General features: G+C 72.4%; 15 protein-coding genes. 11 read left to right on the forward strand and 4 right to left on the reverse strand.

Annotated elements, in window-relative coordinates; translation table 11 throughout:
• Nucleotides 1–150: 150 nt before the first annotated feature.
• The 5 genes from recA to dapF are packed head-to-tail and all read left to right on the forward strand — an operon-like array spanning nucleotide 151 to nucleotide 5198.
• Nucleotides 151–1215 carry a recombinase RecA gene (recA, locus tag RE421_RS08400; protein ID WP_309808700.1) on the forward strand — a complete coding sequence of 355 codons (1065 nt, stop codon included), beginning with the start codon at nucleotides 151–153 and terminating at the stop codon, nucleotides 1213–1215.
• A complete protein-coding gene (locus RE421_RS08405; RefSeq protein ID WP_309808702.1) occupies nucleotides 1215–1778 on the forward strand; it encodes a regulatory protein RecX in 564 nt (187 codons plus the stop codon). Before recA ends, RE421_RS08405 begins: the two co-directional genes overlap by 1 nt.
• Nucleotides 1779–1787: 9 nt before the next feature.
• Entirely contained in the window at nucleotides 1788–3302 is a 1515-nt protein-coding gene (gene miaB, locus RE421_RS08410; protein WP_309808706.1) for a tRNA (N6-isopentenyl adenosine(37)-C2)-methylthiotransferase MiaB, read from the forward strand.
• Nucleotides 3303–3320: 18 nt separating this feature from the next.
• Nucleotides 3321–4235, forward strand: a complete 915-nt coding sequence (miaA, locus tag RE421_RS08415; protein ID WP_309808708.1) for a tRNA (adenosine(37)-N6)-dimethylallyltransferase MiaA — start codon at nucleotides 3321–3323, stop codon at nucleotides 4233–4235.
• A 9-nt stretch (nucleotides 4236–4244) separates the two neighbouring features.
• Complete coding sequence (gene dapF / locus RE421_RS08420; protein ID WP_309808710.1) at nucleotides 4245–5198, forward strand: diaminopimelate epimerase; 954 nt, start codon at nucleotides 4245–4247, stop codon at nucleotides 5196–5198.
• A 3-nt stretch (nucleotides 5199–5201) separates the two neighbouring features.
• Here the strand turns inward: dapF and RE421_RS08425 are convergent, their stop codons facing one another.
• Both RE421_RS08425 and RE421_RS08430 read right to left on the reverse strand, forming a co-directional pair.
• Nucleotides 5202–5714 (reverse strand): hypothetical protein, encoded by a 513-nt coding sequence (locus tag RE421_RS08425; RefSeq protein WP_309808712.1) that lies wholly within the window; start codon nucleotides 5712–5714, stop codon nucleotides 5202–5204.
• A complete protein-coding gene (locus RE421_RS08430) occupies nucleotides 5711–6340 on the reverse strand; it encodes a methyltransferase (RefSeq protein WP_309808714.1) in 630 nt (209 codons plus the stop codon). The genes RE421_RS08425 and RE421_RS08430 overlap by 4 nt, the downstream gene beginning before the upstream one ends.
• Before the next feature lie 292 nt (nucleotides 6341–6632).
• On the opposite strand from RE421_RS08430, the gene hflX reads away from it, so the two are divergent.
• Both hflX and RE421_RS08440 read left to right on the forward strand, forming a co-directional pair.
• Nucleotides 6633–8207 carry a GTPase HflX gene (hflX, locus tag RE421_RS08435; protein ID WP_309808717.1) on the forward strand — a complete coding sequence of 525 codons (1575 nt, stop codon included), beginning with the start codon at nucleotides 6633–6635 and terminating at the stop codon, nucleotides 8205–8207.
• Nucleotides 8204–10282: an ATP-dependent DNA helicase gene (locus RE421_RS08440; RefSeq protein ID WP_309808719.1), complete on the forward strand. Its 2079-nt coding sequence runs from the start codon at nucleotides 8204–8206 to the stop codon at nucleotides 10280–10282. The genes hflX and RE421_RS08440 overlap by 4 nt, the downstream gene beginning before the upstream one ends.
• Here the strand turns inward: RE421_RS08440 and RE421_RS08445 are convergent.
• Nucleotides 10279–11190 (reverse strand): hypothetical protein, encoded by a 912-nt coding sequence (locus RE421_RS08445; RefSeq protein WP_309808720.1) that lies wholly within the window; start codon nucleotides 11188–11190, stop codon nucleotides 10279–10281. The two genes, RE421_RS08440 and RE421_RS08445, sit on opposite strands and share 4 nt — an antisense overlap.
• Before the next feature lie 5 nt (nucleotides 11191–11195).
• Nucleotides 11196–11930: a transcriptional repressor LexA gene (gene lexA / locus RE421_RS08450; protein ID WP_309808721.1), complete on the reverse strand. Its 735-nt coding sequence runs from the start codon at nucleotides 11928–11930 to the stop codon at nucleotides 11196–11198.
• A gap of 209 nt (nucleotides 11931–12139) precedes the next feature.
• Here lexA and RE421_RS08455 point away from each other — a divergent pair, with 209 nt between their 5' ends.
• The 4 genes from RE421_RS08455 (at nucleotide 12140) to RE421_RS08470 (ending at nucleotide 26192) form a co-directional block, all read left to right on the forward strand.
• A complete protein-coding gene (locus RE421_RS08455) occupies nucleotides 12140–12499 on the forward strand; it encodes a LysM peptidoglycan-binding domain-containing protein (RefSeq protein ID WP_309808722.1) in 360 nt (119 codons plus the stop codon).
• Nucleotides 12500–12575: 76 nt separating this feature from the next.
• Entirely contained in the window at nucleotides 12576–18734 is a 6159-nt protein-coding gene (locus RE421_RS08460) for an Ig-like domain-containing protein (protein WP_309808723.1), read from the forward strand.
• Between the two features lie 78 nt (nucleotides 18735–18812).
• On the forward strand, nucleotides 18813–19931 hold the full coding sequence (locus tag RE421_RS08465; RefSeq protein WP_309808725.1) for a histidinol-phosphate transaminase: 1119 nt from the start codon (nucleotides 18813–18815) through the stop codon (nucleotides 19929–19931).
• A 159-nt stretch (nucleotides 19932–20090) separates the two neighbouring features.
• Nucleotides 20091–26192, forward strand: coding sequence for an Ig-like domain-containing protein (locus RE421_RS08470; protein ID WP_309808726.1), 6102 nt, complete (start codon nucleotides 20091–20093; stop codon nucleotides 26190–26192).
• Nucleotides 26193–26227 lie beyond the last annotated feature (35 nt).

The raw sequence follows: 26227 nt of genomic DNA on the forward strand, positions 1-26227 counted from the left end.
CACAGGACATCCTCCGGGGCGGACCCCGGGCCTGTCATCCACAGCACGAGCGGCGAACCGCTAACGCGTCCGAGGCGTGGCGTAGGTTCGTCTCGACAGCACCGGGCGGGACCGCAAGCCGCCCGCCACCAGCACAACGAGGGGTGAATCATGGCGTCAGCCACTGACCGCGACAAGGCTCTGGAAGCCGCACTGGCCCAGATCGACAAGCAGTTCGGCAAGGGATCGGTGATGCGCCTCGGGGACGAGGTCCGCGCGCCGATGCAGGTGATCCCCACCGGTTCCGTGGGGCTGGACGTGGCCCTGGGCATCGGCGGCCTGCCGCGCGGCCGCGTGGTGGAGATCTACGGTCCGGAGTCCTCCGGCAAGACCACCGTGGCCCTGCACGCGGTGGCCAACGCCCAGCGCAACGGCGGGATCGCCGCCTTCATCGACGCCGAGCACGCCCTGGACCCCGAGTACGCCAAGAAGCTCGGCGTGGACACGGACGCCCTGCTGGTGTCCCAGCCGGACACCGGCGAGCAGGCCCTGGAGATCATGGACATGCTGGTGGGCTCCGGCTCGCTGGACATCATCGTCATCGACTCCGTGGCCGCCCTGGTGCCGCGCGCCGAGATCGAGGGCGAGATGGGTGACAGCCACGTCGGCCTGCAGGCCCGGCTGATGTCCCAGGCGCTGCGCAAGATCACCGGCCGCCTGGCGCAGACCAAGACCACCGCCATCTTCATCAACCAGCTGCGCGAGAAGATCGGCGTGTTCTTCGGCAGCCCCGAGACCACCACCGGCGGCAAGGCCCTGAAGTTCTACGCCTCCGTCCGCATCGATGTGCGCCGTATCGAGACCCTCAAGGAGGGCGGCAACCCCGTCGGCAACCGCACCCGTGCCAAGATCGTGAAGAACAAGATGGCCCCGCCGTTCAAGCAGGCCGAGTTCGACATCATCTACGGCGAGGGCATCTCCCGCCAGGGCGCGCTGATAGACATGGGCGTGGACGAGGGCATCGTCAAGAAGTCCGGCGCCTGGTTCACCTATGACGGCGACCAGCTCGGCCAGGGCAAGGAGAACGCGCGCCGGTTCCTCAAGGACAACCCCGACCTGGCCGATGAGATCGAGACCCGGATCCTCGAGAAGCTCGGCATCGGTGTGGTGCCCGAGGCGGAGGCCGAGGGCGGGGAGCCCCAGTTGCGCGCCGTGTCCGGCAACACCCCGGCCTGATGGCCCCCCGTCACCTCCGCGCGGTCCCGGACGTCCCCGAGCGCCTGGCGTCAGACCCGGATCCGGCCGCCGCGGAGGTGGCGCGGACCATCGTGCTGCGCCAGCTCACGGGCTCGCCGAAGTCCCGCCGGCAGCTCGAGGAGAAGCTGGCGGAGAGGGACGTGCCCGAGGACGTGGCCACCGCCGTCCTCGACCGGATGGAGGAGGTCCGGCTCGTGGACGACTCCGCCTACGCGGAGGACTTCGTGCGCAACCGCCAGCGCACCAAGGGGCTGGCCCGCGGGGCCCTGCGCCGGGAGCTGGCGCAGAAGGGCGTCAGCGGCGAGGCGGCCGAGCAGGCGCTGGAGGCCATCAGCGAGGACACCGAGCGAGAGGCCGCCGTGGAGCTCGTCGAACGCCGGCTGCGCGGGCGTCCGGTGCCGGACGGGGAGGACCCGGAGTCGCGGGCCGAGCGGGACAAGGCGGTCCGCCGCCTGGCCGGCATGCTCGCCCGCAAGGGGTACCCGCCGGGCATGGCGCTCGGCGTGGTGAGGGAGGTGCTCGGCGGGATCGAGGACGACTAGAATGCTGCGGTGACTTCCGTGCCCCAGAGACTCGACGACCGGACCTACCAGGTCCGCACCTTCGGCTGCCAGATGAACGTGCACGACTCCGAACGGATCTCCGGACTGCTGGAGGACGCGGGGTACGTGCAGGCCGCGGAGGCCTCCGAACCGGACCTCGTGGTGTTCAACACCTGTGCGGTCCGAGAGAACGCGGACAACAAGCTCTACGGCAACCTCGGCAACCTGCGCGCCGTCAAGGACGGCCACCCCGGGATGCAGATCGCCGTGGGCGGCTGCCTGGCCCAGAAGGACCAGAAGACCATCCTGGACAAGGCGCCGTGGGTGGACGTCGTCTTCGGAACCCACAACATCGGCTCGCTGCCCGTACTGCTGGAGCGTTCCCGTCACAACCAGCAGGCCGAGCTGGAGATCCTCGAATCCCTGGAGACCTTCCCCTCCACCCTGCCCACCAAGCGGGACTCCGCCTCCTCCGGCTGGGTCTCCATCTCGGTGGGCTGCAACAACACGTGCACGTTCTGCATCGTCCCGGCTCTGCGCGGCAAGGAGAAGGACCGCCGCCCCGGGGACATCCTCGCCGAGGTGCAGGCCCTCGTGGACGCGGGTGCCGTGGAGGTCACTCTCCTCGGGCAGAACGTCAACACCTACGGCGTGGAGTTCGGGGACCGCGGCGCCTTCGCCAAGCTGCTGCGCGCCTGTGGCGAGATCGAGGGACTGGAGCGCGTGCGCTTCACCAGCCCCCACCCGGCCTCCTTCACGGACGACGTCATCGACGCCATGGCCCAGACGCCCAACGTCATGCCCCAGCTGCACATGCCCCTGCAGTCCGGCTCGGACAAGGTCCTCAAGGACATGCGCCGGTCCTACCGGTCGACGAGGTTCCTGAGGATCCTGGACACCGTGCGCGAGCGAATGCCGCACGCCGCCATCACCACGGACATCATCGTGGGCTTCCCCGGCGAGACCGAGGAGGACTTCCAGGACACCCTGCGCGTGGTGGAGGCCTCCCGGTTCTCCTCCGCCTACACGTTCCAGTACTCCATCCGCCCCGGCACCCCGGCCGGTGAGATGGAGGACCAGATCCCCAAGGCGGTCGTCCAGGAGCGCTTCGAGCGGCTCACCGCCCTCCAGGACCGCATCAGCGCCGAGGAGACCGCCAAGCTCGTGGGCACCCGGCAGGAGTTGCTCGTCACCGACCAGTCCGGCTCCAAGGACGCCACCACCGGGCGGCTCGCCGGGCGGGCCCCGGACCACCGGCTGGTGCACTTCAGCGTGCCGGAGGGGGCCGAGACCCCGCGGCCCGGTGACTTCGTGACGGTCACCGTGACCGAGTCCCACCCGTACTTCCTCATCGCGGACCCCGTCCCCGGCGAGCCCGCGGGCTATGCGCTGCGCCGCTCGCGCGCGGGGGACGCCTGGGACCTGGCGCAGGCCGCCTCCTGCGGGGTGCCCTCGGCAGCGGCGGCCGGCGGGAACGGTGCCGCCGGCGTGAGCCTGGGCATGCCCACCCTGCGCCCGGCCTGACCCACGGATGACCACCCCATGACCACCGTGGACGGCGAGACCGCACGCCAACCGGTCCTGGCCGTCGTCGGGCCCACCGGCACGGGCAAGTCCGAGCTGGCGCTGGAGCTGGCCGAACGCCTCGGCGGGGAGGTCGTCAACACCGACGCCCTTCAGCTCTACCGCGGCATGGACATCGGCACGGCCAAGGTGCCCGTGGCCGCCCGGCGGGGGATCCCGCACCACCTGCTCGATGTGCTGGAGGTGACCGAGGAGGCCTCCGTGGCCCGGTTCCAGGCCGAGGTGCGCGCGGTGATCGAGGACATCCAGTCCCGGGGCCTGCGGCCGGTGCTCGTGGGCGGTTCCGGGCTCTACGTGCGGGCCGCCCTGGACGGACTCGAATTCCCGCCCACGGACCCGGAGGTGCGGGCCCGCTTCGAGGAGCTGGGCCGGCAGGCCGGGCTGGAGGGCTTGCGGGCGGAGCTGGCCCGGGTGGACCCGGACAGCGCGGCGCGGCTCGGCGACGCCCGGCGAATGGTGCGGGCGCTGGAGGTCCACCAGCTCACCGGCCGGACCTTCGCCTCCTACCTGCCGCAGCGGGCGTACCTGCGGCCCACCGTGCAGATCGGGCTGGACACGGAGCGGACAGCCCTCCACGCGCAACTGCGTGCGCGCGTGGTCGCGATGGCTGAGGCGGGCCTGCTGGACGAGGTGCGTGCCCTGGACACCGCCGGACTGCGGCAGGGCCGGACCGCCTCCCGCGCCATCGGCTACGCCCAGTTCCTCTCCGTGCTGGACGGGGAGTCGAGCCTCGAGACGGCGGTCGAGGACACCGCCACGGCCACCCGGCGCTTCGCCCGCCGGCAGCTCACCTGGTTCGGGGCCGATCCGCGCATCGCGTGGTTCGATGCCGCGGCCCCCGCGCTGGCGGATGCTGTGCTGGCGCGACTCTAGACTGGGGCCATGACCCCGCCGATCGCCCGCGACCCCGACCGACTGCGCACCGCGCTCGACCAGCTGTCCGGACTGGCCTACACGAAAGGCCACGGCACCGGCAACGACTTCGTGCTCGTCCCCGACCTCGACGGCGAGACCGAGCTGTCCCCGGACCACGTGGAGGCCTTGTGCGACCGGCACCTCGGCGTCGGCGCGGACGGCCTGATCCGCGTGGTCGGGTCGACGCACCTGATCGAGGGCCGGGACCTGCTGGCCGAGCACCCCGAGGCCACCTGGTTCATGGACTACCGGAACGCTGACGGTTCCGTGGCGGAGATGTGCGGCAACGGCGTCCGCGTCTTCGTGCACTACCTCGCCACGCGCGGGCTGGTGGACCTGGCGCCGGGGCAGACCCTGACCATCGGCACCCGGGCGGGGGCGCGCGCCGTGACCCGGCTGGAGGACGGCTACTCGACCGACATGGGGCCGTGGGACTACCTCGACCCCGAGCTGGCCAAGGAGCGGGCCTCGGACTCCCTCGTGCTCGCGGCCGGCCTGGAGGACCCCCGGCCGGCCCTGAGCCTGTCCCTCGGCAACCCCCACACCGTGGTGGCGCTCCCGGACGAGGGGGACCTGCAGTGGCTGGATCTGACGAAGGAGCCGAACGTGGACCCCGTGCCGCCGAACGGCACGAACGTGGAGTTCGTGGTCCCGGCCGATCCGCTGTTCCACGAGGGCGTCGGCCGCGTGCAGATGCGCGTCCACGAGCGGGGTGTGGGGGAGACGCAGTCCTGCGGCACCGGGGCCTGCGCCGCCGCCACCGCCGTCCGGCTCTGGGCCGGGGACCGGGACGCCCTGCAGTGGCGCGTCGGCGTGCCCGGTGGCACCGTGGGCGTGGAGTTCCTCCCGCAGCCGGACGGCTCCGAACGCGTCCTGCTGTCCGGTCCGGCGGCCCTCGTCTTCGACGGCACCATGGCGTGAGCGTCAGCCGGGACGCGAGTCGCCCATCGGGTACTCATAGGCGGTGTCCGGTTCCCCGTCCAGCTGCAGCCGGATGACGGCCGCCGGCGCCAGGTCCGAGGGGACCGGCAGGTCCCATTCCTGGGCCGTCCAGTCTGCGGTGCAGGCTCGTCCGGCCTCGCCGCCCAGGTCCACCAGGGCCCGATAGGCACCGTCCGCGTCAACGGTGTCGCCGACCACGACCGGAAAGCATGCGGTGGTGGACGTGCCGAATGTGGTCACCGCCACCGTGTTGTGATCCCTCCAGGTCAGGAACGGTGCGTGCGCCTCGCCGGTCTCCGCCCGGGTGGCGGCCACCGTGTGGGTGCCCGGATCGACGTGCACCGTGGTCGCCGGATTCGGCATCGCGGCCTCGCGGCCCGCACTGGTGCACCCGGAGAGTGAGCCGGCCAGCACCCCGGCCACCACGCCCGCCAGCACGGGCAGGCCCAGCGCCCGGGCGAGAGTGGACCGGCGCGGCCGGGAGTCGTGCTTCATCCCGCCAGTATGCGGTCCACCTGCAGGATCCGGAATCCCTTCTCGGTGCCGAAGCGCGTGGCCGTGAACTCGCCGGGGTGCCGCTCCGCCAGCGCCGTGGCGATCCACGGCAGCAGCGAGTCGGCGCCGAGGTTCTTCTGCACCACCAGGAACGCCCGGCCGCCCGGGGCCAACCGTGGCAGCCACTGCAGCAGGAGGGCGTGCAGCGTCTCCTTGCCCACGCGGATCGGTGGGTTGGACCAGATCAGATCGAAGGTGCGCCCCGCCGGGACCTCCTCCGGCCGGTACACCGTGAGGTGCTCCAGGCCCAGCGCCGCGGCGTTGTCCCGGCACAGCTGGGCCGCGCGGTCATTGACCTCGACGGCGGTCACCTCCGCAGCGGGGCTGTGCAGTCCCAGCGTGAGGGCCAGCGGCCCCCAGCCGCAGCCGATGTCCAGGAAGGAGCCGGTGGGCGGCGGCTCCGGCACCGAGCGCAGCATGGCAGCGGTGCCCTTGTCGATCCCGTCGGGCGAGAAGATGTGGCTGGCGGTCTGGACCGAGACGGTGCGCCCGGCCAGGGAGACCTGGAGCCGGCGCCGGTGCTCGGGCCCGACCGGCTCGGCGGAGAAGTAGTGTGCGGAATCCATCACCGTCTGATGCTACTTGACACCGCACCTATACTGGATGGCATGTGGATTTTCCTGCGCTGACCCTCGGACCCAGCCTCCCCGCCGTGATGCGGGTCGAGGCGTCCCTGACAGCCCCATCCCCGGTACACCTTCTCACCGCATGCCCGGCCCCCGCACGGGGCCGTCGAGCCATGCCTCTTCGAAGGAGGCCCCCGTGGCCCCGAACCCGCCTTTCCACAGCGGTTCCCAGAACCTCTCCGGCCGCGCCGCCAGCGATTATCCTAGACACCACGCATCTTCCAAGGAGACCATGACCGAGAACCCCCAGCACGGGAACGAGAGCACGTCCGGACCGGACGAGCAGCAGATCCAGTCCGTCATCGACCGGATCCTCGCCGCCGACGCCGCCAGCGCCGCCCAGGACGCCCCCGCGAGCGGGCGGGCGCTGGCCCTGTCCGAGGGCGGCGACGGGCACACGGACGCGGACGGCGAGCAATTCGACCTCGCCGAGCGCCAGGCCCTGCGGCGCGTCAACGGCCTGTCCACTGAGCTCGAGGACATGTCCGAGGTGGAGTACCGGCAGCTGCGCCTGGAACGCGTCGTGCTGGCCGGACTGTGGTCCGAGGGCACCGCCCAGGACGCCGAGAACTCCCTGCGGGAGTTGGCGGCCCTCGCCGAGACGGCCGGTTCCGAGGTCCTCGACGGCGTCATCCAGCGGCGCCACCTGCCGGACCCCGCGACCTTCCTGGGCAAGGGCAAGGCCGAGGAGCTGCGGGGGATCGTGGCCATGACCGGGGCGGACACCGTGGTGGTCGACTCCGAGCTCGCGCCGTCCCAGCGCCGCGCCCTGGAGGACGTGGTGCGCGTCAAGGTCATCGACCGGACCGCCCTGATCCTGGACATCTTCGCCCAGCACGCACAGTCCCGGGAGGGCCGCGCCCAGGTGGAGCTGGCGCAGCTCGAGTACCTGCTGCCGCGGCTGCGCGGCTGGGGCGAGTCCATGTCCCGCCAGGCCGGTGGCCGCGCCGCCGGCGGTGAGGGCATCGGCTCCCGCGGTCCCGGCGAGACGAAGATCGAACTGGACCGCCGCCGGATCCGCACCCGGATGGCCAAGCTGCGCCGCGAGATCGCCGCCATGAAGCCGGCGCGGGAGACCAAGCGGGCCAACCGGCGTCGGAACCGGGTGCCCTCCGTGGCGATCGCCGGCTACACGAACGCCGGGAAGTCCTCCCTGCTCAACCGGCTGACCCACGCGGGCGTGCTGGTGGAGAACGCGCTGTTCGCCACCCTGGATCCCACCGTGCGCAAGGCCGTCACCCCGGACGGCATCGGCTACACGCTCTCGGACACGGTCGGGTTCGTCCGCTCCCTGCCCACCCAGCTGGTCGAGGCCTTCCGCTCCACCCTGGAGGAGGTGGGGGACGCGGACGTCATCCTGCACGTGGTGGACGTCTCGCACCCGGACCCGGAGGGCCAGATCGCGGCCGTGCGGACCGTGCTCGCCGAGGTGGACGCGCGCAGGATCCCGGAGATCATCGTGCTGAACAAGGCGGATGCGGCGGACCCCCTCGTGGTGGCCCGGCTCCGCCAGCGCGAACCGCGTTCCGTGGTGGTCTCGGCCCGCACGGGCGAGGGCATCTCCGAGCTGGAGCGCGCCATCTCCGATGCCATCCCGCGGCCGAACGTGGCGATGGACCTGCTCATCCCGTTCACCGACGGCGACGTGGTCTCGCGGCTGCACTCGCCGGACGCGGACATCATCTCGGAGACGTATGAGGCCGAGGGCACCCGCCTGCGGGTCCTGGTCCGGGAGGACATCGCCGAGGACCTCCGCCGCTATGCCCTGGACGGGTCCACTGGCGGTCAGGAGCGCCCCGGAGCATGACGCAGACGGTTGAGGACGCCGATCGGCAGCAGACGGCCGAACCCCGCACCGACGCCGAACGGGAGGCGCTGCGCCTGCTGGACGCCGTCGTCGGGGCGACCGGCGGCCAGCGCCGCGAAGGCCAGCGACGCATGGTGGTGGAGGTGGCCCGGTCCCTGGAGACCGGACAGCACCTGCTGGTCCAGGCCGGCACGGGCACCGGCAAGTCCCTGGCGTACCTGGTGCCGGCGCTGCAGCACGCCTTGGACGCGGAACACCCGGTGGTGGTGGCCACCGCCACCCTGGCCCTGCAGTCCCAGATCATGCGCCGTGACGCCCCGAGGCTGTTGGAGGCCCTGGCGGGGCAGCTTCCGCGGCCGATGAACGTGGCGCTGGTCAAGGGGCGGTCCAACTACCTGTGCAAGCACAAGCTGGAGGGTGGTTTCCCCGAGGAGGACGGTCAGGCGCTGTTCGGCCTGGCGGATGACGGGGAGATGCTGGCCGGCTCCGACGGCAACCCCACGAGCCCGCTGGGCCGGGAGGTGCTGCGCCTGCGCGAGTGGGCGGAGGACACCGAGACGGGAGACCGGGACGACCTCGACCCGGGCGTCAGCGACCGGGCCTGGCGCCAGGTGTCCGTGTCCGCCGTGGACTGCCTCGGGGCGCAGAAGTGCCCGATGGCGGCGGAGTGCTTCTCCGAGCGGGCCCGCTCGGAGGCCGGCGAGGCGGACGTGGTGGTCACCAACCATGCCATGCTGGCCATCAGCGCCTTCGAGGGCCTGGCCGTGCTGCCCGAGTTCGACGCCGTGGTGGTGGACGAGGCCCATGAGCTCCAGGACCGCGTGACGGGCGCCGTCACGGGCCAGTTGTCCGGGGCCATCGTGCAGGCGGCCGCCTCCTCAGCCCGCAAGCACACCGCGATCGCCGTGGAACCCCTCGTACAGGCCGGCGTCGGGCTGGACGCCGCCTTCACCGCCACGCCCACGGGACTGATCCCCCGTGGCCCGGACGAGGTGCAGCTCAGCGCCCTGGGCGCGGTCCGGGACGCGGCACGGCAGGGGCTGAGTGACTCCAAGCCGAGCGGCGGTGCCGATTCCTCCGCCGACGGCGGCCGGCAGATGGCCCGCTCCCGGCTGCAGGAGGTCCTGGAGGTGGCCGAGCGCATGCTCGAGGCCGTCCCGGAGACCCATCACCCCGAGGTGCTCTGGGCCTCCCGGCCGGGCCACTTCGAGCCGGGCATGGGGTGGGTCCCCGGGGACGAGACCGCACCGCCCGTGCTCTACGTGGCGCCGATGTCCGTGGCGGGCAAGCTCCGGGAGGGACTCTTCGGACAGGCCACCACCGTGATGACCTCGGCCACGCTGGCCATCGGCGACTCCTTCCAACCGGTGGCGGGGGCCGTGGGCCTGCTCGGCGAGAGCGCCCCGCGATGGACCGGACTGGACGTGGGCAGTCCCTTCGACTACCCGAGGCAGGGCGTGCTCTATGTGGCCCGGCACCTGCCGAAGCCCGGGCGGTTCGCCTCCCCGGAGAGCTACGACGAGCTGGAGCACTTGCTCCGTGCCTCCGGGGGCGGAGCCCTGTGCCTGTTCTCCTCCAAGCGCGCCGCCGAGGACGCCGCCGCGGAGATGAGGACCCGGCTCGGACCGAAGCCCACGATCCTGTGCCAGGGGGACACCACCCTGACGGCCCTCGTGCGCCAGTTCGCCGCGGAGCCGGACACCTGCCTGTTCGGGACGATGAGCCTCTGGCAGGGCGTGGACGTCCCGGGGGCGGCGTGCCGCCTGGTGGTGATCGACCGCATCCCCTTCCCCCGGCCCGACGACCCGCTGGCGACCGCCCGCTCCCGAGACATCAGCCGCCACGGCGGCAACGGCTTCATGGCCGTCTCCGCCTCGCACGCGGCGGTGCGCCTGGCGCAGGGGGCGGGGCGACTGATCCGGACCGCCACGGACCGGGGTGTGGTGGCCGTGCTCGACTCGCGGCTGGCCACTGAACGCTACGGCTCGTTCCTGCGCTCGACGCTGCCGGAGTTCTGGTCCACCACCGATCCCGCCGTGGTGCGGGGTGTGCTGGAACGGCTGAACGCCGGCTAGCGGGCGAGGATCTCCAAGGCCTCCACGGTGCGTAGTCCCCTCCACTCCAGGCCCTGCGCCGGACTCCACGCGGGCCAGTCCACCGTCCATCCGCCGTCGGGCCGCTGTCCGGCGGCCAGCCAGTCGCGGTCCCGGGTCAGCACCTCACCGGGTGCCAGCCGGCCGGGGAGGTCGGTCGGGAAGGGCAGCGCCCACGGGTTGTGGAGTAGGTCGATGGCGTGGATTCTCTCGTCCTCCGCGCCGCCCACCACGCGCAGCGCCCCGTCGGCGCGCAGTCGGGCGCCCAGCTCGGCGAGCACCGGGTGTGCCAGGGGATCGCCGATGCCCTCGGACGCCAGGAAGCGGACGGCATACTTCGCCTCGTAGGCGGGTAGCTCCCGGGACGGTGGTGCAGAGCCCACTGCGCTGTCGGGGGACAGCCGCGCGCGGCACCAGTCCGCGGCGGCCTCGGCCCAGCCTCCGGCGAAGCCGGTCAGGCGTGCGGCGGCGGTGAACCCGTAGGTCAGGTGGGAGCCGCCGTCGGTGGGCTGCACCCAGGGAGCGTGGGGCCATTCCAGCGAGGCCTCGGTGACGAAGGGGACGGAGCCGTCCACCGCGGAGGCCGCGGCGGCCCACTCGAGGGCCGAACGCACCCACGGATGATCGGCCAGGTTCCAGGACGCCAGCAGATCGAGGGCCGCCAGCGTGGACAGCGGCTCACTGTGCGGGGAGCGGACGTCCGGCTCGAGGCCGTGGCCGAAGCCGCCGTCGGGGTTGCGATAGGCGCCCAGGGCGGCCAGGACGCCGTCGAGCCCACCGCCGTGCAGCAGCAGGTTGATCCGCCGGCGCTCGAGCAGCCGGCCGTGGGAGTACACGAACTCCTCGGCGTCGGCCGCGCGGACCCCCGGGGTGAAGGGCCGGTGGTTCACGGCGCTCAGAGCGCCCGGAGGACCGTGACGACCTTGCCCATGATGGTGGCCGCATCCCCGAGGATGGGCTCGTAGGCCGAGTTCTGCGGCAGCAGCCACGTGTGGCCGTCCCGCTGGCGGAAGGTCTTGACCGTGGCCTCGTCGTCCAGGAGCGCGGCCACGACGTCACCGTTGTGCGCGTTGTTCTGCTGACGGACCACCACCCAGTCGCCATCGCAGATCGCGGCGTCCACCATCGAGTCACCGGACACCTTGAGCATGAACAATTCGCCCTCGCCCGTGAGCTGGCGGGGCAGCGTCATGACGTCCTCGACCTGCTGGTCGGCGAGGATCGGCCCGCCGGCGGCGATCCGGCCCACGAGCGGGACGGGGACCGCGTCCCCGTCCGCGGCACCCGTGTGCAGGGTGGTCACGGATGCCGCGGACGGTTCGCGAGTGCCGGTGGGCTGCTCGCTCGTGAGCGCGGTGCCGTCCTCATCGAGAAGCACCTCCATGGCGCGCGGCCGGCCCGGGTCCTTGCGGATGTAGCCAAGCTTCTCCAGCTGGCCCAGCTGGTGGGTGACCGAGGAGAGCGAGGCCAACCCCGCGGCGTCCCCGATCTCGCGCATGGAGGGGGGATACCCCCGCTCGGCGATGGCCGTGCGGATCGACGCGAGGATGGTGCGCTGGCGTGCCGTCAGGGGGCGGGTCTCCGGAACGCGGTGCGGGTCCGGGGCTGGGGTGGGAATCCGGGGGGCCATTCGACCATCCGTTCTTATCGTGTCCGTCGGTCCGGGTGGACTGCTTCCAGGTTGATCACTGGTTCCGACGGTACCGGAGTCAGGGGGTCGATTCAAAGATATGTTCGAATTTTTCTTGGCGTGTTTCGAACGGACGTGCTAGACATGAGGGCGAAGCACTCGAACACACGTTCTACGGCCCGGGTCTCCGGGCGGAGAGGCAGAAGAGCATGAGCACTGCAGCATCAGTACAGATCCGCACCGCCGGCTCCGCCGGATTCCACCTGAACCGTCGTGGTCGCTTCCTCCTCGTCGGCTTCCCGGTGCTCGTCGTGGCGGTCCTGGCCGCTGCGGCCGCCGTCTTCTTCGGTGTCAACGGGATGGCGCCGGCGGCGGCCTCGGAGGAGCGGCCCGCCCGGGCCGTGCAGTCCGTCACCGTGGGCTACGGGGACACCCTGTGGGACATCGCCGGCCGAGCCGAGCCGGACGCCGCGCGGAACGAGACGATCCTGCGCATCGGCGAGCTCAACAGCCTGGACGGCGCTGACCTCCAGCCGGGGCAGGTCCTCTTCGTCCCCACCTCCGGGTGATGTCCGGCCGGTGAGGCGCCGGTAGGATGGAGGGGGGGTCCGCCGAGGGGCGAGCCGCCTTGATGACGGGGGTCTTATGGGGAACGATCGGCGCCGCCTCAAGCGGGCGACCGCTCCCGTCGCCTTCTCCGCAATCGGCGCCGTGGTGGCCACCGGAGCATTTCTCTACCCCGGCTTCGACACCGCCGACCTCGACCTGCACGATGCCGGCATCTGGGTCACACACCACGGCGGCGGCTACGTCGGCCATCTGAACCATGAATCCCACATCCTGGACGGCGGCTTCCGCCCGCCCGTGGAGGACTTCCAGCTCCACCAGGAGGGCGCCACCGCCCTGATGCTCGACCCCGCCTCCGGGGCGCTGACCGGCATCGACACAGCGGCGATGGTCGCCGGTGACCAGGTGATGATGCCGGCGACCCAGGACTTCGCCCTGGGCGACGGCGTCATCTCCGTGAACAATCCCGAGGAGGGGACGGTCTTCGCGGGGACGGCCGACCCGGCTCCTCAGATCTCCGCCGAGGAGCCTCTGTACGAGACCGAGGGCGGCGTCGCCTCGACCACGTCGATGGACGGCGAGGTGCTGGTGGCCGATCTGGCGGCAGAGGAGATCGTGCGCTTCGGCACCGAGGGCGCCGAGCCGTCAGCGGGCCTCGTGGAGACGGGGCGCGAGTCCCTGGACGGCCTGGCGGGCCTGGCCGAGCCCCAGGTCGTGGCCGTGGGGGACCGGGCCGTGGTCGTGGATCCCGAGTCGGGGACGGTGAGCTGGTCCGGCCGGACGGTGCAGGACGAACGCCTGGTGGGCGCGGTGCCCCAGCCCTCCGGACCGCAGTCGGGGGAGATCGCCCTGTCCACCCCGCGGGAACTGCTGGCCGTGGACCTGTCCGGCGGCCAGATCCGGTCCCTGCCGTTGGTGCCGCCGGAGGACCCCTCCGCCGGCTCGACCACCCCGGCCGGCGCCTCGCAGGATGCCGGCGCCACAGGCCCCGTGCGGGTGGGCGCATGCGTCCATGCGGCGTCGGCGGTGACCGGGCACTACCTGCAGGACTGCGCGGGGGAGGCCCAGGATCAGATCGTCCCGATCCCCGAGCTGACCGGCGGGTCGCAGCTGGTCTTCCGGGTGAACCGCGGCCACGTGGTGCTCAATGACACGGCGTCCGGCACCACCTGGATGGTCCTGGACCAGATGAAGGTCGTGGCCAACTGGGACGATCTCGAGCCGCCGAAGGGGGAGGGCGAGGAGAAGGACGAGGAGTCCGACGAGGTCACCCAGGAGACGGCGCTGCCCGAGCGGCAGGAGGAGAACCGTCCGCCGGTGGCCGTGGATGACAGCTTCGGGGTCCGCCCGGGGCGGACCACCCAGCTGCCGGTCCTCTTCAACGACTCCGACCCGGACGGAGACGTCCTGACCGCGTCTCTGGACGGCGAGCAGCCGTCCGTAGGCACGGTGCAGGAGATCATCGACGGGGTCGGGTTGCAGATCGTCGTTCCCGAGTCCGCCAGCGGCCGGTCCCAGGTGACCTATGTGGCGGACGACGGGCGGGGCGGCGCCGACTCCGCACAGGTGTCCCTGCGGGTGGTCCCGGACAGCGAGAACACCGCACCGACCCAGGAACGGATCCCCGTGCTGCGCGTGCCGGCCGGCGAGTCCGTGACCAGCCAGGTCCTGACCGACTGGATCGACCCGGACGGCGACGACCTCCAGCTGGTGGGCGCGCTGGCTGAGGAGCCGGACTCGGTGCGCGTCAGACCGGACGGCCATCTGACCTTCCAGGACAACACGGGCGAGGCCGGCCGGAAGGAGCTGGCCATCACGGTCTCCGACGGCCGCGAGTCCGCCGAGGGGAAGATCCAGGTCGAGGTCCTTGAGCGGGGTTCGGTCCATCCGCCCATCACCCAGGCCGACCACGTCACCGTGCAGGCCGGTCAGGACATCACCTTCTCGCCCCTGGAGAACGACACGGATCCGCTGGGCGGGCAACTCCGGCTCGCCCACGTGGGGCCCGTCGCCCAGGCGGAGCTGGACTATTCCACGGCGGGCGGCTCGGTGTCGTGGTACTCGGAGACGCCGGGCACCTACTACGTGGAGTACCTGGCCGCCAACGACTATGACTCCGCCCCCGGCCTGATCCGCGTGGACGTGGTGGAGCCGGAGGACGGGGCGGGACTGCCCGTCGCCGTCCGGGACATCGCCCTCGTGCCCGCCGGCGGGGAGACCCTGGTCAACGTCCTGGGCAACGACACCGATCCCAGCGGCGGTGTCCTCGTGGTGCAGGGCGTCGGGTCCGCGACCAGCGAGGCTGGTGCCCCGGCACCGTTGAAGATGGCCGTGGAGGACCTGAACCACATCCGGGTGGTCGACGCCGGCGGCCTGGCCGGCCCCGCCACCTTCACCTACCTGGTCTCCAACGCCGAGGGAACCTCCGAGGGCGAGGTGACCGTGATCCCGTTGCCCGAACCCGAGGTCATGCAGCCGCCGGTGGCCGTGGCGGATGCGGCCACGGTGCGCGTGGGCGACGTGGTGACCATCGACGTCCTGGCCAACGACTCCCACCCCAACCAGGAGCAGCTCACGCTCGTACCCGAGCTGGACCGTCAGGCGGCCGAGGGCCAGGGGATCGGCTTCGTCTCCGACGGCACAGTCCGCTTCCGCGCCGGTGGCGAACCCGGACGGGCCACCCTGGCCTACACCGTACGGGCCCCGGACGGGCAGGAGGCCTCTGCCTCCGTGGACATCACCCTGGCCCCGATGGACCGGGAGTCGAACAACCCGCCGGTGCCGACCTCGGTCTCGTCTCGAGTGCTGGCCGGTGAGTCCGTGGTGGTGCCCCTTCCCCTGGACGGGATCGACCCCGACGGTGACTCGGTGACGCTGCAGGGGGTGCAGTCCCCACCGAGCCAGGGGTCCGTGCGGATGGAGAAGGGACAGCTGGTCTACACCGCCTCGGAGGCGGCGACCGGCTCGGACTCCTTCACCTACGCCGTGGCGGACCGGCTGGGGGCCCAGGCCACCGGCACCGTGACCATCGGCATCGCCCAGCCGCTCAACACGAACCACCCGCCGGTGGCCCTGGACGACGCCGTCGAGGTGCGGACCGGGCGGACCTTCACCACGAACGTGCTGGCCAACGACGCGGACCCGGACGGCGACGAGGTGACGCTGGTGCAGGACCGGTTCACCTCCAACCAGCCGGAGGTGCCCGTGGACATCGTGGACGGGCGGGTCCGCGTGGTGACCCCGGAGACCGAGGGATTCCTCAACATCGGCTACACCATCACGGATCCCTCCGGCGCCACGGACACCGCGAACCTCTCGATCAGGGTCGATGAGGAGGCGCCGCTGATGCCTCCCGTCGCCCGCGACGACCTCGTGGGGGCCGAGGAGATCAACGGCCGGGAGCAGGTCTCCGTGTCCGTGCTGGACAACGACGAGGACCCGGACGGCGCCGTGGAGGACCTGGAGCTGGGCGTCGACGAGGCCGCCTCGGCCGCCGGTGCCCGGGTGGACGGCACGAACGTGGTCATCCCCGTCGAGGACGCCGCGCAGGTCGTCATGTACACCGTCACGGACATCGACGGCGGCGTGGGCCGGGCCTTCGTCTTCGTGCCCGGCAACGACCACCGCGCTCCGTGGCTCTCCACCGGGGAACCACTGCGGATCGTGGCGGGTGAGGAACTGCGGGTCGATCTCACGGAGCACATCGGGGTGCGTGAGGGCCGGGCCCCGCGCCTCACGGGCGATTCCGCGGCCTCGGCGACCCCCGCCTCGGCCGCCTTCACGGTAGCCTCCGCCACGGAGGTCCGCTTCACGGCGCCGGCTGACTACGCCGGAGGCGCCTCGGTCAACGTCACCGTCACGGACGGGGAGAGTGGATCGGACCCGAACGGCCTCGTCTCCACCCTGTCCATCCCCGTCCGGGTGGAGCCGCGCCCCGAGGAGAACAACCCGCCCACGGTCCGGTCCAGCTCGATGCAGATCGAGCAGGGCGGGGACCCTGTCACCCTGGACCTGGCCCCGCTGGCCTCGGACGCCGACGGGGACGAGCTGACGTTCACCCGCGGGGAGGTCGGTGGAGAGGTCGCGGCCGCGCTGCAGGGCACGGAACTGACCGTCACGCCCTCCACCAACGCGCAGCGGGGCACCACCGGCACAGTGGCGTTCTCGGTGAGCGACGGTGAGGCGGATCCCGTCTCGGCGCAGATCGCCGTCGACATCGTGGGCACCTCCCGGGAGCTGCCGCGCGCCCTGGACGACTCGGTCCCGGACGCCAGGTCCGGGGAGCCGGTCACGGTCCAGGTGCTGGAGAACGACGTCAACCCGTTCGAGGGCGAGGGCCCCCTGACGGTCACCGGCGCGCAGGTGACCACCGGCGAGGGGACGGCCGCCACGGACGGCACGGCCGTGACCGTTACCCCGGGCGCGGACTACTCGGGCCGGATGCAGGTCTCCTACACGATCCAGGACCTCACCGACGACCCGACCCGCGAGGTCCAGGGCAACATCACCGTGGTGGTCAAGGGCCGCCCCGGCGTGCCCGGCGTCCCGCGGATCGAGTCCGTGGCGGACCAGACGGTGGAGCTGTCCTGGGGCGCCCCGCCGGACCACGGCGACCCCATCACCGGCTACACCGTCACGGACACCACCACCGGCCGGAGCCAGGAGTGCGCCTCGACCGCGTGTTCCATCACGGACCTGACGAATGCCGTGGAGCACCGGTTCGCCGTGACGGCCACCAACTCCGTGGGCGAGTCGGATCCGTCCGCCAGCTCCATGCCCGCCATCCCGGACGTGCGACCGGAACAGCCCGCCCCGCCCACCGCGATGGCCGGCGACGGCGCGGTGGCCCTGCAGTGGACGCCGCCGGAGAACCGCGGTTCGGCGATCTCCGACTACCGCGTGCAGATGACCCCGGCCCCGGCCGGCGGCAGCCTGCGCTCGGCCGGCGCCGGGACGTCCCTGGCCTGGGACGGACTGAACAACGGCATGGCCTACCAGTTCCGGGTCCAGGCCGTGAACCAGGCCCAGGAGCCCTCGGAGTGGTCCGGATGGTCGATGGCGGCGACGCCGGCCGGCAAGCCCTTCGCCCCCGGCACCCCGAGCGCGGTGCGGGACGAGTCCGCCGTCGACGGCGGCGTGGTCCGGGTGTCCTGGGCGGCCGCGGACGACAACGGCGCGGCGTTGAGGGACTACACCGTGACGGCCCACGGCGGCGGGAGCACCCAGACCCGTACCGTGTCCGCGGGTTCCACCTCGGTGAATTGGACGGGGCTGAACACGTCCACGGCCTACTCCTTCTCGGTGGTGGCCCGGAATGCGAAGGGTGCCTCGCCGTCGTCGGGCCGCTCGGCCGCCGTGACACCCTATGGACGGCCCGGCGCGATCACCGGCCTCACCACGGAGGCCACCGGGTCCGACCGGCAGCTGGACATCTCCTTCTCCGGGGCGGCCAGCAACGGCTCGCCGGTGACCTACCAGTACAACGTCGGCGGCGGCTGGTCCAGCCTGGGGTCCGCGACGTCGGGCACCATCTCGGTCCCGGCCAACGGGAGCAGCTACCAGCTCACGGTGCGGGCCACGAACGACGCGGGGGCCGGAACATCCCAGACGGTCGCCACCCAGGTGGCCTATGGTCCCTTCGCCATGCCGACCATCCAGGCCACACCCCAACAGGGCACCGTGAAGTTCACCTGGAGCCCGACCAGCGCGTCGAGCATCGGCAACGGACGGTCCGTCACCGTCACCCCGACGGTGAACTCCTCCACGGTGGACAACAACGGCTCGTACACCACCGCGCGGACGCGTGCCGCCACGAACTACACGATGACCCTCAAGGTCTGCGTCACCGGGACCTCCACGTGTGACACCGTGACAAAGTCGGCCACCTCGGTGCGGATCCCGGACCCCAGCGTGAGCATCTCCCGTGGGGGGAGCGCCGCGGACTATGCCCGGTGCAGCACCGGGGAGTTCACGGACTGCTGGCTCACCAACAAGACCTTCTCCAACTTCGACCCGGGCACCACGATCAGGTACACGTGCACCGCGATCCGCTCGTCTGCCACCGGCCAGCCCGGCGGGGTCTTCACCTTCGGGGACTACTCCGTCACCGTGGACTCCAGCGGCTCGGCCATCCAGAACAACACGAACTGCATCGCGCACGACGGCCATCGGCAGATCTGGCTGGACCTGACGAGCCACGGCATCGAGTCCAACCGCATCCAGGGACCCGGTGACTAGGGGTAGCCGGCCAGGACGGTGAGGGCAGGGGGTGACATCCGGGGCCGGGCAGAGGCGGGGCCGAACTAGACTGGGCCGGTGAGTACTACGGATTCCCAGTCATCCCCGGAGGCCCTGGCGGCCCTGCCCCTGCGCGAGAACCTGCGCGGCCTGAGCCCCTACGGAGCGCCCCAGCTGGACGTGCCCGTCACCCTGAACACCAACGAGAACACGCATCCCGTGCCGGACGAGGTGGTGCGCGCGATCACGGCCTCCGTGGCCGAGTCCGCCGTGTCCCTCAACCGCTACCCGGACCGTGAGTTCACCGAGCTGCGCCAGCGCCTGGCCGAGTACCTGGGCCACGGCCTCAGCGGATCCCAGCTCTGGGCCGCCAACGGCTCCAACGAGATCCTCCAGCAGCTGCTGCAGGCCTTCGGCGGGCCGGGGCGCACCGTGATGGGGTTCCCGCCCACCTATTCGATGTACCCGCTGCTGGCCGCCGGCACGGACACCCGCTACCAGGCCGGGGTGCGGGGCGAGGACTTCTCCCTGACCGCGGAGTCGGCCGCGGCGCAGGTCGCCGAGCACCGGCCGAACCTGGTGCTGCTGTGCTCGCCCAACAACCCCACTGGCACGGCCCTCGGACTGGACGTGGTGGAGGCGGTCTACCGGGCCTCCGAGGACCACCAGGGCATGGTGATCGTGGACGAGGCCTACGCCGAGTTCGCCCTCTCCGGCACCCGGTCCGCGCTCTCCCTGCTGCCCGGCCGGCCGCGGCTGGTGGTCACCCGCACCATGTCCAAGGCCTTCGCCCTGGCCGGGGCCCGGCTCGGCTACCTCGCAGCCGCCCCCGAGGTCACGGACGCCCTGCGGCTGGTCCGCCTGCCCTACCACCTCTCGGCCGTCTCCCAGGCCACGGCCAACGCCGCCCTGCAGCACTACGACGTGCTGCTGGAGACCGTGGAGGACATCAAGCGCCAGCGTGACCGGATCGTGGACGGCCTGCTCGAGCTCGGCCTGGAGCCGGCGGTCTCGGACTCGAACTTCGTGTTCTTCGGCGGCCTCGAGGACGCCCAGCAGACCTGGCAGGCGCTGCTGGAGCGCGGGGTCCTGGTGCGCGACGTCGGCATCGCCCACCACCTGCGCGTCACCGCCGGCACCCAGGCCGAGACCACGGCGTTCCTCGACGCCCTACGCGCGGTGCGGACCGGCACCTGACCCGCGCCTGACCCGCGCCTGGGCCGCGACTGGGCCGCGACTGGGCCGCGGTACCGCCACGCCTATACTGGGCGGGGTGGCCGGCTCGAGGGGAGGCCGTGGCCCGTTCTGAGGGGGAGTGCGGTGGCGCAGCGGGGCTGGAGGTCTGTCCGGACCCCGGTGGCGTTCTCCGCCGTCGGGGCCGTCGTCGCCACCGGCGCGTTCCTGTACCCCGGCTTCGAGACCGCCGAGGTCGACCTGCACGACGGCGGCATCTGGGTGACCTATGACGACGGCGGATACCTCGGTCACCTGAACTATGACTCCTCCACCCTGGACGGCGGACTCACGCCGCCGGTGGAGCGATACGAGCTGCACCAGCAGGACGGCACGGTGCTGATGCTCGATCCCGCCTCCGGCGCCCTCACCGGGATCGACGTCACCGCCATGGCCGTGGGAGACCAGGTCATGATGCCCGCCACCACCGGCTTCGCCCTCGGTGGCGGCGTCGTCTCGGCGAGCAACCCCGAGGAGGGCACCGTGTTCGCCGGGACCGTGGACCCGGCCCCCCAGGTCTCCACCGAGGATCCGCTCTACGAGGGTGAGGGCGCGGTGGCCTCTACCACCACGGTGGACGGCCGGATCCTGGTCGCCGACCTCCACGAGGGGACCGTCCACGGCTTCGACGCCCCCGAGGGGGCGGGCGGGGCGTTCACGGAGGCCGGCCGGCAGGAGGTCGACGGCCTGGAGGCGATGTCCGAGCCCACCGTGACCGCGGCAGGCGAGGTGGCCGTCGTCGTGGATTCCGCCGGTGGCCGCGTGTCCTGGCCGGGCGGTTCCGTCCAGGACGACCGCCTGATCGGGGCCGTGCCGCAGCCGGCGGGCCCGGCTGCGCAGCGGATCGCCCTGGCCACCGGCCAGGACCTGCTCTCCGTGGACCTGGGTGACGGCGAGGTCACCGCGCTGCCGCTGGCCGATCCCGCGGATCCCGGCGCCGGATCGTCCCAACCCGGCGGGAGCACCGGGGCCGGCGGGGCCACGGCGCCGGTGCAGGTCGGCGACTGCGTCCACGCCGCCTCCGCGCAGACCGGACACTACCTGCGCGACTGTGAGGGCGAGGACCGGGACGAGATCGTGGCCCTGCCGGAGTTCCAGCCCGGCGGCGAGCTGGTCTTCCGGGTGAACCGCGAGCGGGTGGTGCTCAATGACACGGGAGCCGGCACCACGTGGATGGTCCTCGAGCAGATGAAGGTGGTCTCCAACTGGGACGACCTGGAGCCGCCGAAGGGCGAGGGCGAGGAGCAGGAGGAGGACTCGGACGAGGTCACCCAGCAGACCGTCATGCCGGACCGGCAGGAGGAGAACCGACCGCCCGTGGCCGTCGACGACACCTTCGGGGTCCGGGCCGGGCGGACTACCCAGCTGCCGGTGCTGTTCAACGACTCGGACCCGGACGGTGACGTGCTCACCGCACGCCTGGAGGGCGACCAGCCGGGGGTGGGCACCATCCAGCGCATCCTCGACGGGGTGGGGATGCAGGTGGTGGTGCCGGAGTCCGCCAGCGGCTCGGAGACGGTCACCTACGTGGCCGACGACGGCCGGGGCGGCTCCGACACCGCGCAGATCGAGCTGCGCGTGGTGCCGGAGACGCAGAACGCCGCGCCCACGCAGGAGCGGATTCCGGTGCTGCGCGTGCCCGCCGGTGAGGCCGTGACCTCGCAGGTGCTGACCGACTGGCTGGACCCGGACGGTGACGACCTGCAGCTCACCGGCGCCGCGGCCGAGAACCCGGACAGCGTCCGGACCCGGCCCGACGGCCAGCTCACCTTCCAGGACAACACGGGTGAACCCGGCCTCCGCGAGATCCAGGTGACCGTCTCCGACGGCCGCGAGGCCTCCGCGGGAAAGGTCACCGTGGAGGTGCTGGAACGCGGCGGCATCCAGCCGCCGGTGACCCAGGCCGACCACGTGACGGTCCGGGCCGGCCAGGAGGGGACCCTGCACCCGCTGGAGAACGACGAGGACCCGCTCGGCGGGCAGCTGCGCCTGGCCTACGTGGGCAGCCTGCCCGAGCTCGAGGTCTCCTACAGCACCACGGCCGGGACCGTCCAGATCGCCGGCGCAGCACCGGGGACGTACTACCTCGAGTACGTGGCCGCCAACGAGTTCGACTCCGCTCCGGGCCTGATCCGCGTGGACGTGCTGGCCGAGGAGGAGGACGCGGGCCTGCCGGTGGCCGTCCGGGACACCGCCCTGCTGCCGGCCGGCGGGGACGTGCTGGTCAACGTGCTGGGCAATGACACCGACCCGTCGGGCGGCCTGCTGGTGGTCCAGGGGGTGGACGGCGTCGAGTCCTCCGGCGGGCAGTCCCCGCCCGTGACGGTGGCGGTGGAGGACTTCCGCCATGTCCGGGTGGTGGACAGCGGGGGGCTGAGCGCAGCCGTCACCTTCAGCTACCGGGTGGCCAACGCCCAGGGCACATCCACCGGTGAGGTCACGGTGGTCCCGCTGCCCGCCCCCGAGGTCCTTCAGCCCCCGGTGGCCGTGGCGGACTCCGCCACCGTCCGGGCCGGGGACATCGTCACCGTGGACGTCCTGGCGAACGACGTGCACCCCAACCACGAGGAGCTCACCCTCTCACCGGAACTGGTCGAGGGCCCGGGCGAGGGCCAGGGCAGGGCGTTCGTCTCCGACGGCAGGCTGCGGTTCCGGGCCGGTCATGAGGCCGGCCGGGTCAGGGTCTCCTACGAGGTCAGTGGGCCGGACGGCCAGAAGGCCTCCGCCCCGGTGGAGTTCACGGTGACACCCATGGACCGTGCCGCGAACAACCCGCCCGTGCCGCCGGGCGTCCAGGTCCGGGTCCTGGCCGGCAACGCCGTGACCGTGCCCTTCGACCTGCACGGCACGGACCCGGACGGGGACTCGGTGACGCTGGTGGGCGTGCAGTCGCCGCCGACCCAGGGCTCGGTGCGGATGGAGGAGGGCCGGCTCGTCTACACGGCCACCGCCTCCGCGGCGGGCACGGACACCTTCACCTACCAGGTCGCCGACCGGCTGGGGGCCACGGCCACCGGCACCGTCTCGGTCGGCATCGCCCAGCCGTCCGCCGTGAACCACCCGCCGGTGGCCCTCGACGACTCCGTGGCGGTCCGCCCGGGACGGACCTTCACCACCAACGTGCTGGTCAACGACGCGGATCCGGACGGGGACCCCGTCGCCCTGGTCGAGGGTGGCTTCCAGTCCTCGGTGCCGGAGACCGCCGTGGAGATCGTCGAGGGCCTGGTCCGGGTCACGGCGCCGGAGTCGGCCGGGCACGTGAACCTGCAGTACACCGCCGCCGACCCGGCCGGGGCCACCGACACCGCGAACCTCTCCATCACCGTGGACCCCGAGGCGCCCCTGATGCCGCCGATCGCCCGGGACGACGCGGTCGGCGTCGAGCAGATCGCGGACCAGGAGCAGGTCGCCGTCCCGGTGCTGGAGAACGACGAGGACCCGGACGGCGCCGTCGGCGACCTCGAGATCACCCTCGACCCGGCGGCCGAGGACGCCGGGGCGAGGGTCCAGGGGGACCAGGTCGTGGTCCCCGTGGCCCAGGACGCGCAGACCCTGATGTACACGGTGACGGACGTGGACGGCGGCGCCGGCCATGCCTTCATCCTCGTCCCGGGCCAGGACGCCCGCGCCCCCTGGCTGACGCTCGAGGAACCGCTCGAGGTGGTGGCGGGGGAGCCGCTGCGGGTGGACCTGACGGACCACATCGGCGTCCGCGACGGCAGGACCCCGCGGCTGAACGATGACGAGGCCGCGACGGCGGCACCGGCCTCCGCCCGCCTGGACATCACCTCGGCCACCGAGGTCGTCTTCACGGCGGACGCCGCCTACTCCGGGGGCGCCTCGGTCAACGTCACCGTGACGGACGGCGAGGGCGGCGGCGATCCGAACGGGCTCGTCTCCACGCTCTCGGTGCCCGTCACGGTGATCCCGCGGCCGGAGCAGAACAGCCCGCCCTCGGTCCAGTCCAGTTCCCTGGAAGTGGAACAGGGCGGGGATCCGGTCACCCTGGACCTGGCACCCCTGGCCCACGACCCCGACGGCGACGAGCTCACCGTCCAGCTGGGCGAGGTCTCCGGCGAGATCAGCGCCGACCTGGACGGGACCGTCCTGACGGTGAACCCCTCCACCAACGCCGAGCGGGGTTCGACCGGCTCGGTGGGCTTCACGGTCAGCGACGGCTCCGCGGACCCGGTGCCGGCGGAGATCTCCGTGGGCGTGGTGGGCACCTCCCGCCCGGCGCCCCGGGCGCTGGACGACGAGGTCCCGGAGGGGCGGGCCGGTGAGCCGGTCACCGTGGACGTGCTGGCCAACGACGTGAACCCGTTCGCCGCGGAGGGCCCGCTCACAGTGGTCTCCGCGGCCGTGACCACCGGGTCCGGGACGGCCGAGACGGACGGCACCACGGTCACCGTCACCCCGGGCGCGGACTACTCCGGGCGGATGCAGGTCACCTACGGCATCGAGGACATCACCGGCGACCCGTCGCGGCAGGCGCAGGGCACCGTGACCGTGGTGGTCAAGAGCGCACCCGGTGCGCCCGGGGTCCCGCGGATCGAGGGCGTCGAGGACAGGGAGGTCTCCCTGTCCTGGGCCGCGCCACCGGACAACGGGGCACCGATCATCGGCTACACGGTGACGGACACGACGACGGGCTCCACCCAGGACTGCGCGTCCACCTCCTGCACCATCACGGGTCTGGCCAACGCGGTCGAGCACCGCTTCTCGGTGACGGCCACCAACGAGGTGGGCGAGTCGGACCCCTCCGGCATCTCGACCCCGGCCATCCCGGACGTCCGGCCGGAGATGCCCGCCGCCCCCGCACCGACTCCCGGCGACGGCGTGGTCGACCTTGGCTGGGCGGCCCCGGAGAACCGGGGCTCGGCGATCACCGAGTACCGGGTGCAGGTCTCGCCGGCCCTGACGGGGCCCGCGACGCGCAGCACCGGGGCCGGGACCTCGCTGCGGTGGGACGGGCTGGAGAACGGGGTGCCGTACCGGTTCCGGATCCAGGCCGTCAACCGGGCGGAGGATCCCTCCGAGTGGTCGGCCTGGTCCGCCGACGCCGTCCCGGCCGGCAAGCCCCTCCCCCCGGGGACCCCCTCGGCGGTCAAGGACGAGTCCGTGGTCAGTGGCGGCGTGGTCAGACTGGCCTGGTCCGCGGCGGATGACAACGGGGCTGCCCTGACCGGATACACCGTCCGCGCCCACGCCGGCGGCTCGGTCGCCGAGACCCGGGACGTGGCGGCCGCCAGCACCTCGTTCTCCTGGTCCGGGCTGGACAAGTCCACGTCCTACACCTTCTCGGTGGTGGCCCACAACGCCGAGGGCGACTCGCCCGCCTCGGGTACCTCGAGGGCGGTGACGCCCTACGGCCGGCCCGGCGCGGTCACCGGGCTGAGCACCTCGGCCACCGGCACGGACCGCCAGCTGCAGATCTCCTTCAGCGGCGCGGCGAGCAACGGCTCGCCCGTCAGCTACGAGTACTCCCTGGGTGGCGGCTGGACCAGCCTCGGGACCCGGACCTCCGGCACCATCACGGTCCCGGCCAACGGAAGCAGCTACCCGCTGACGGTCCGGGCCACCAACGCGGCGGGGGCGGGGACCTCCCAGAAGGTCTCCACGGCCACCGCCTACGGGCCGCTGAAGCCGCCCGCGATCTCGGCCAGCGCGAGCGAGGGCCGCGTCGCCTTCTCCTGGAGCACCAACACGGCGACCGCCGGCAACGGGCGGGACGCCACCATGACCGCCACCCTCAACGGCCGGCAGATCCAGAACAGCGGCTCGCACACCACCGAGTGGGTGCGGCCGGCCACCGGCCACACCCTGGTGGTGACGGTCTGTGCCGACGGCGACTGCACGTCCATCGAACGCTCGGCCACCTCGCAGCGGGTCCCGGACCCGACGGTCCGCCTCTCCCTCGGGGCCTCGTTCGGGGACCCGGAGGCCTGCGGCGGCAACTCGACCTTCAAGAACTGCCACTACTCGGTGGTCAACGCCAGCGGTTTCGAGCCGAACCAGGCCGTGACGGGCGGCACCTGCCGGGGCATCCGGGCCGACACCGGCCAGGAGACCGCCTGGTATCCCGGCGAGGTGGACTTCGTCGCGGATGCCAACGGCCGGCTGGTGGACGGCAACATCGGCTGCTGGCCGCACGACGACCTGACGGCGGTGTGGATCGAGATCGGCGGGACGGTGTCCAATCGCATCAACGGCCCCTGGGGCTGAGCACCGGTAGAGTGGACCACCGGATCCCCACCCCC

Origin of the sequence: Citricoccus sp. I39-566 (assembly GCF_031432995.1) — a bacterium.
In the GTDB taxonomy this organism is placed as follows: Bacteria; Actinomycetota; Actinomycetes; order Actinomycetales; family Micrococcaceae; genus Citricoccus; species Citricoccus nitrophenolicus_A.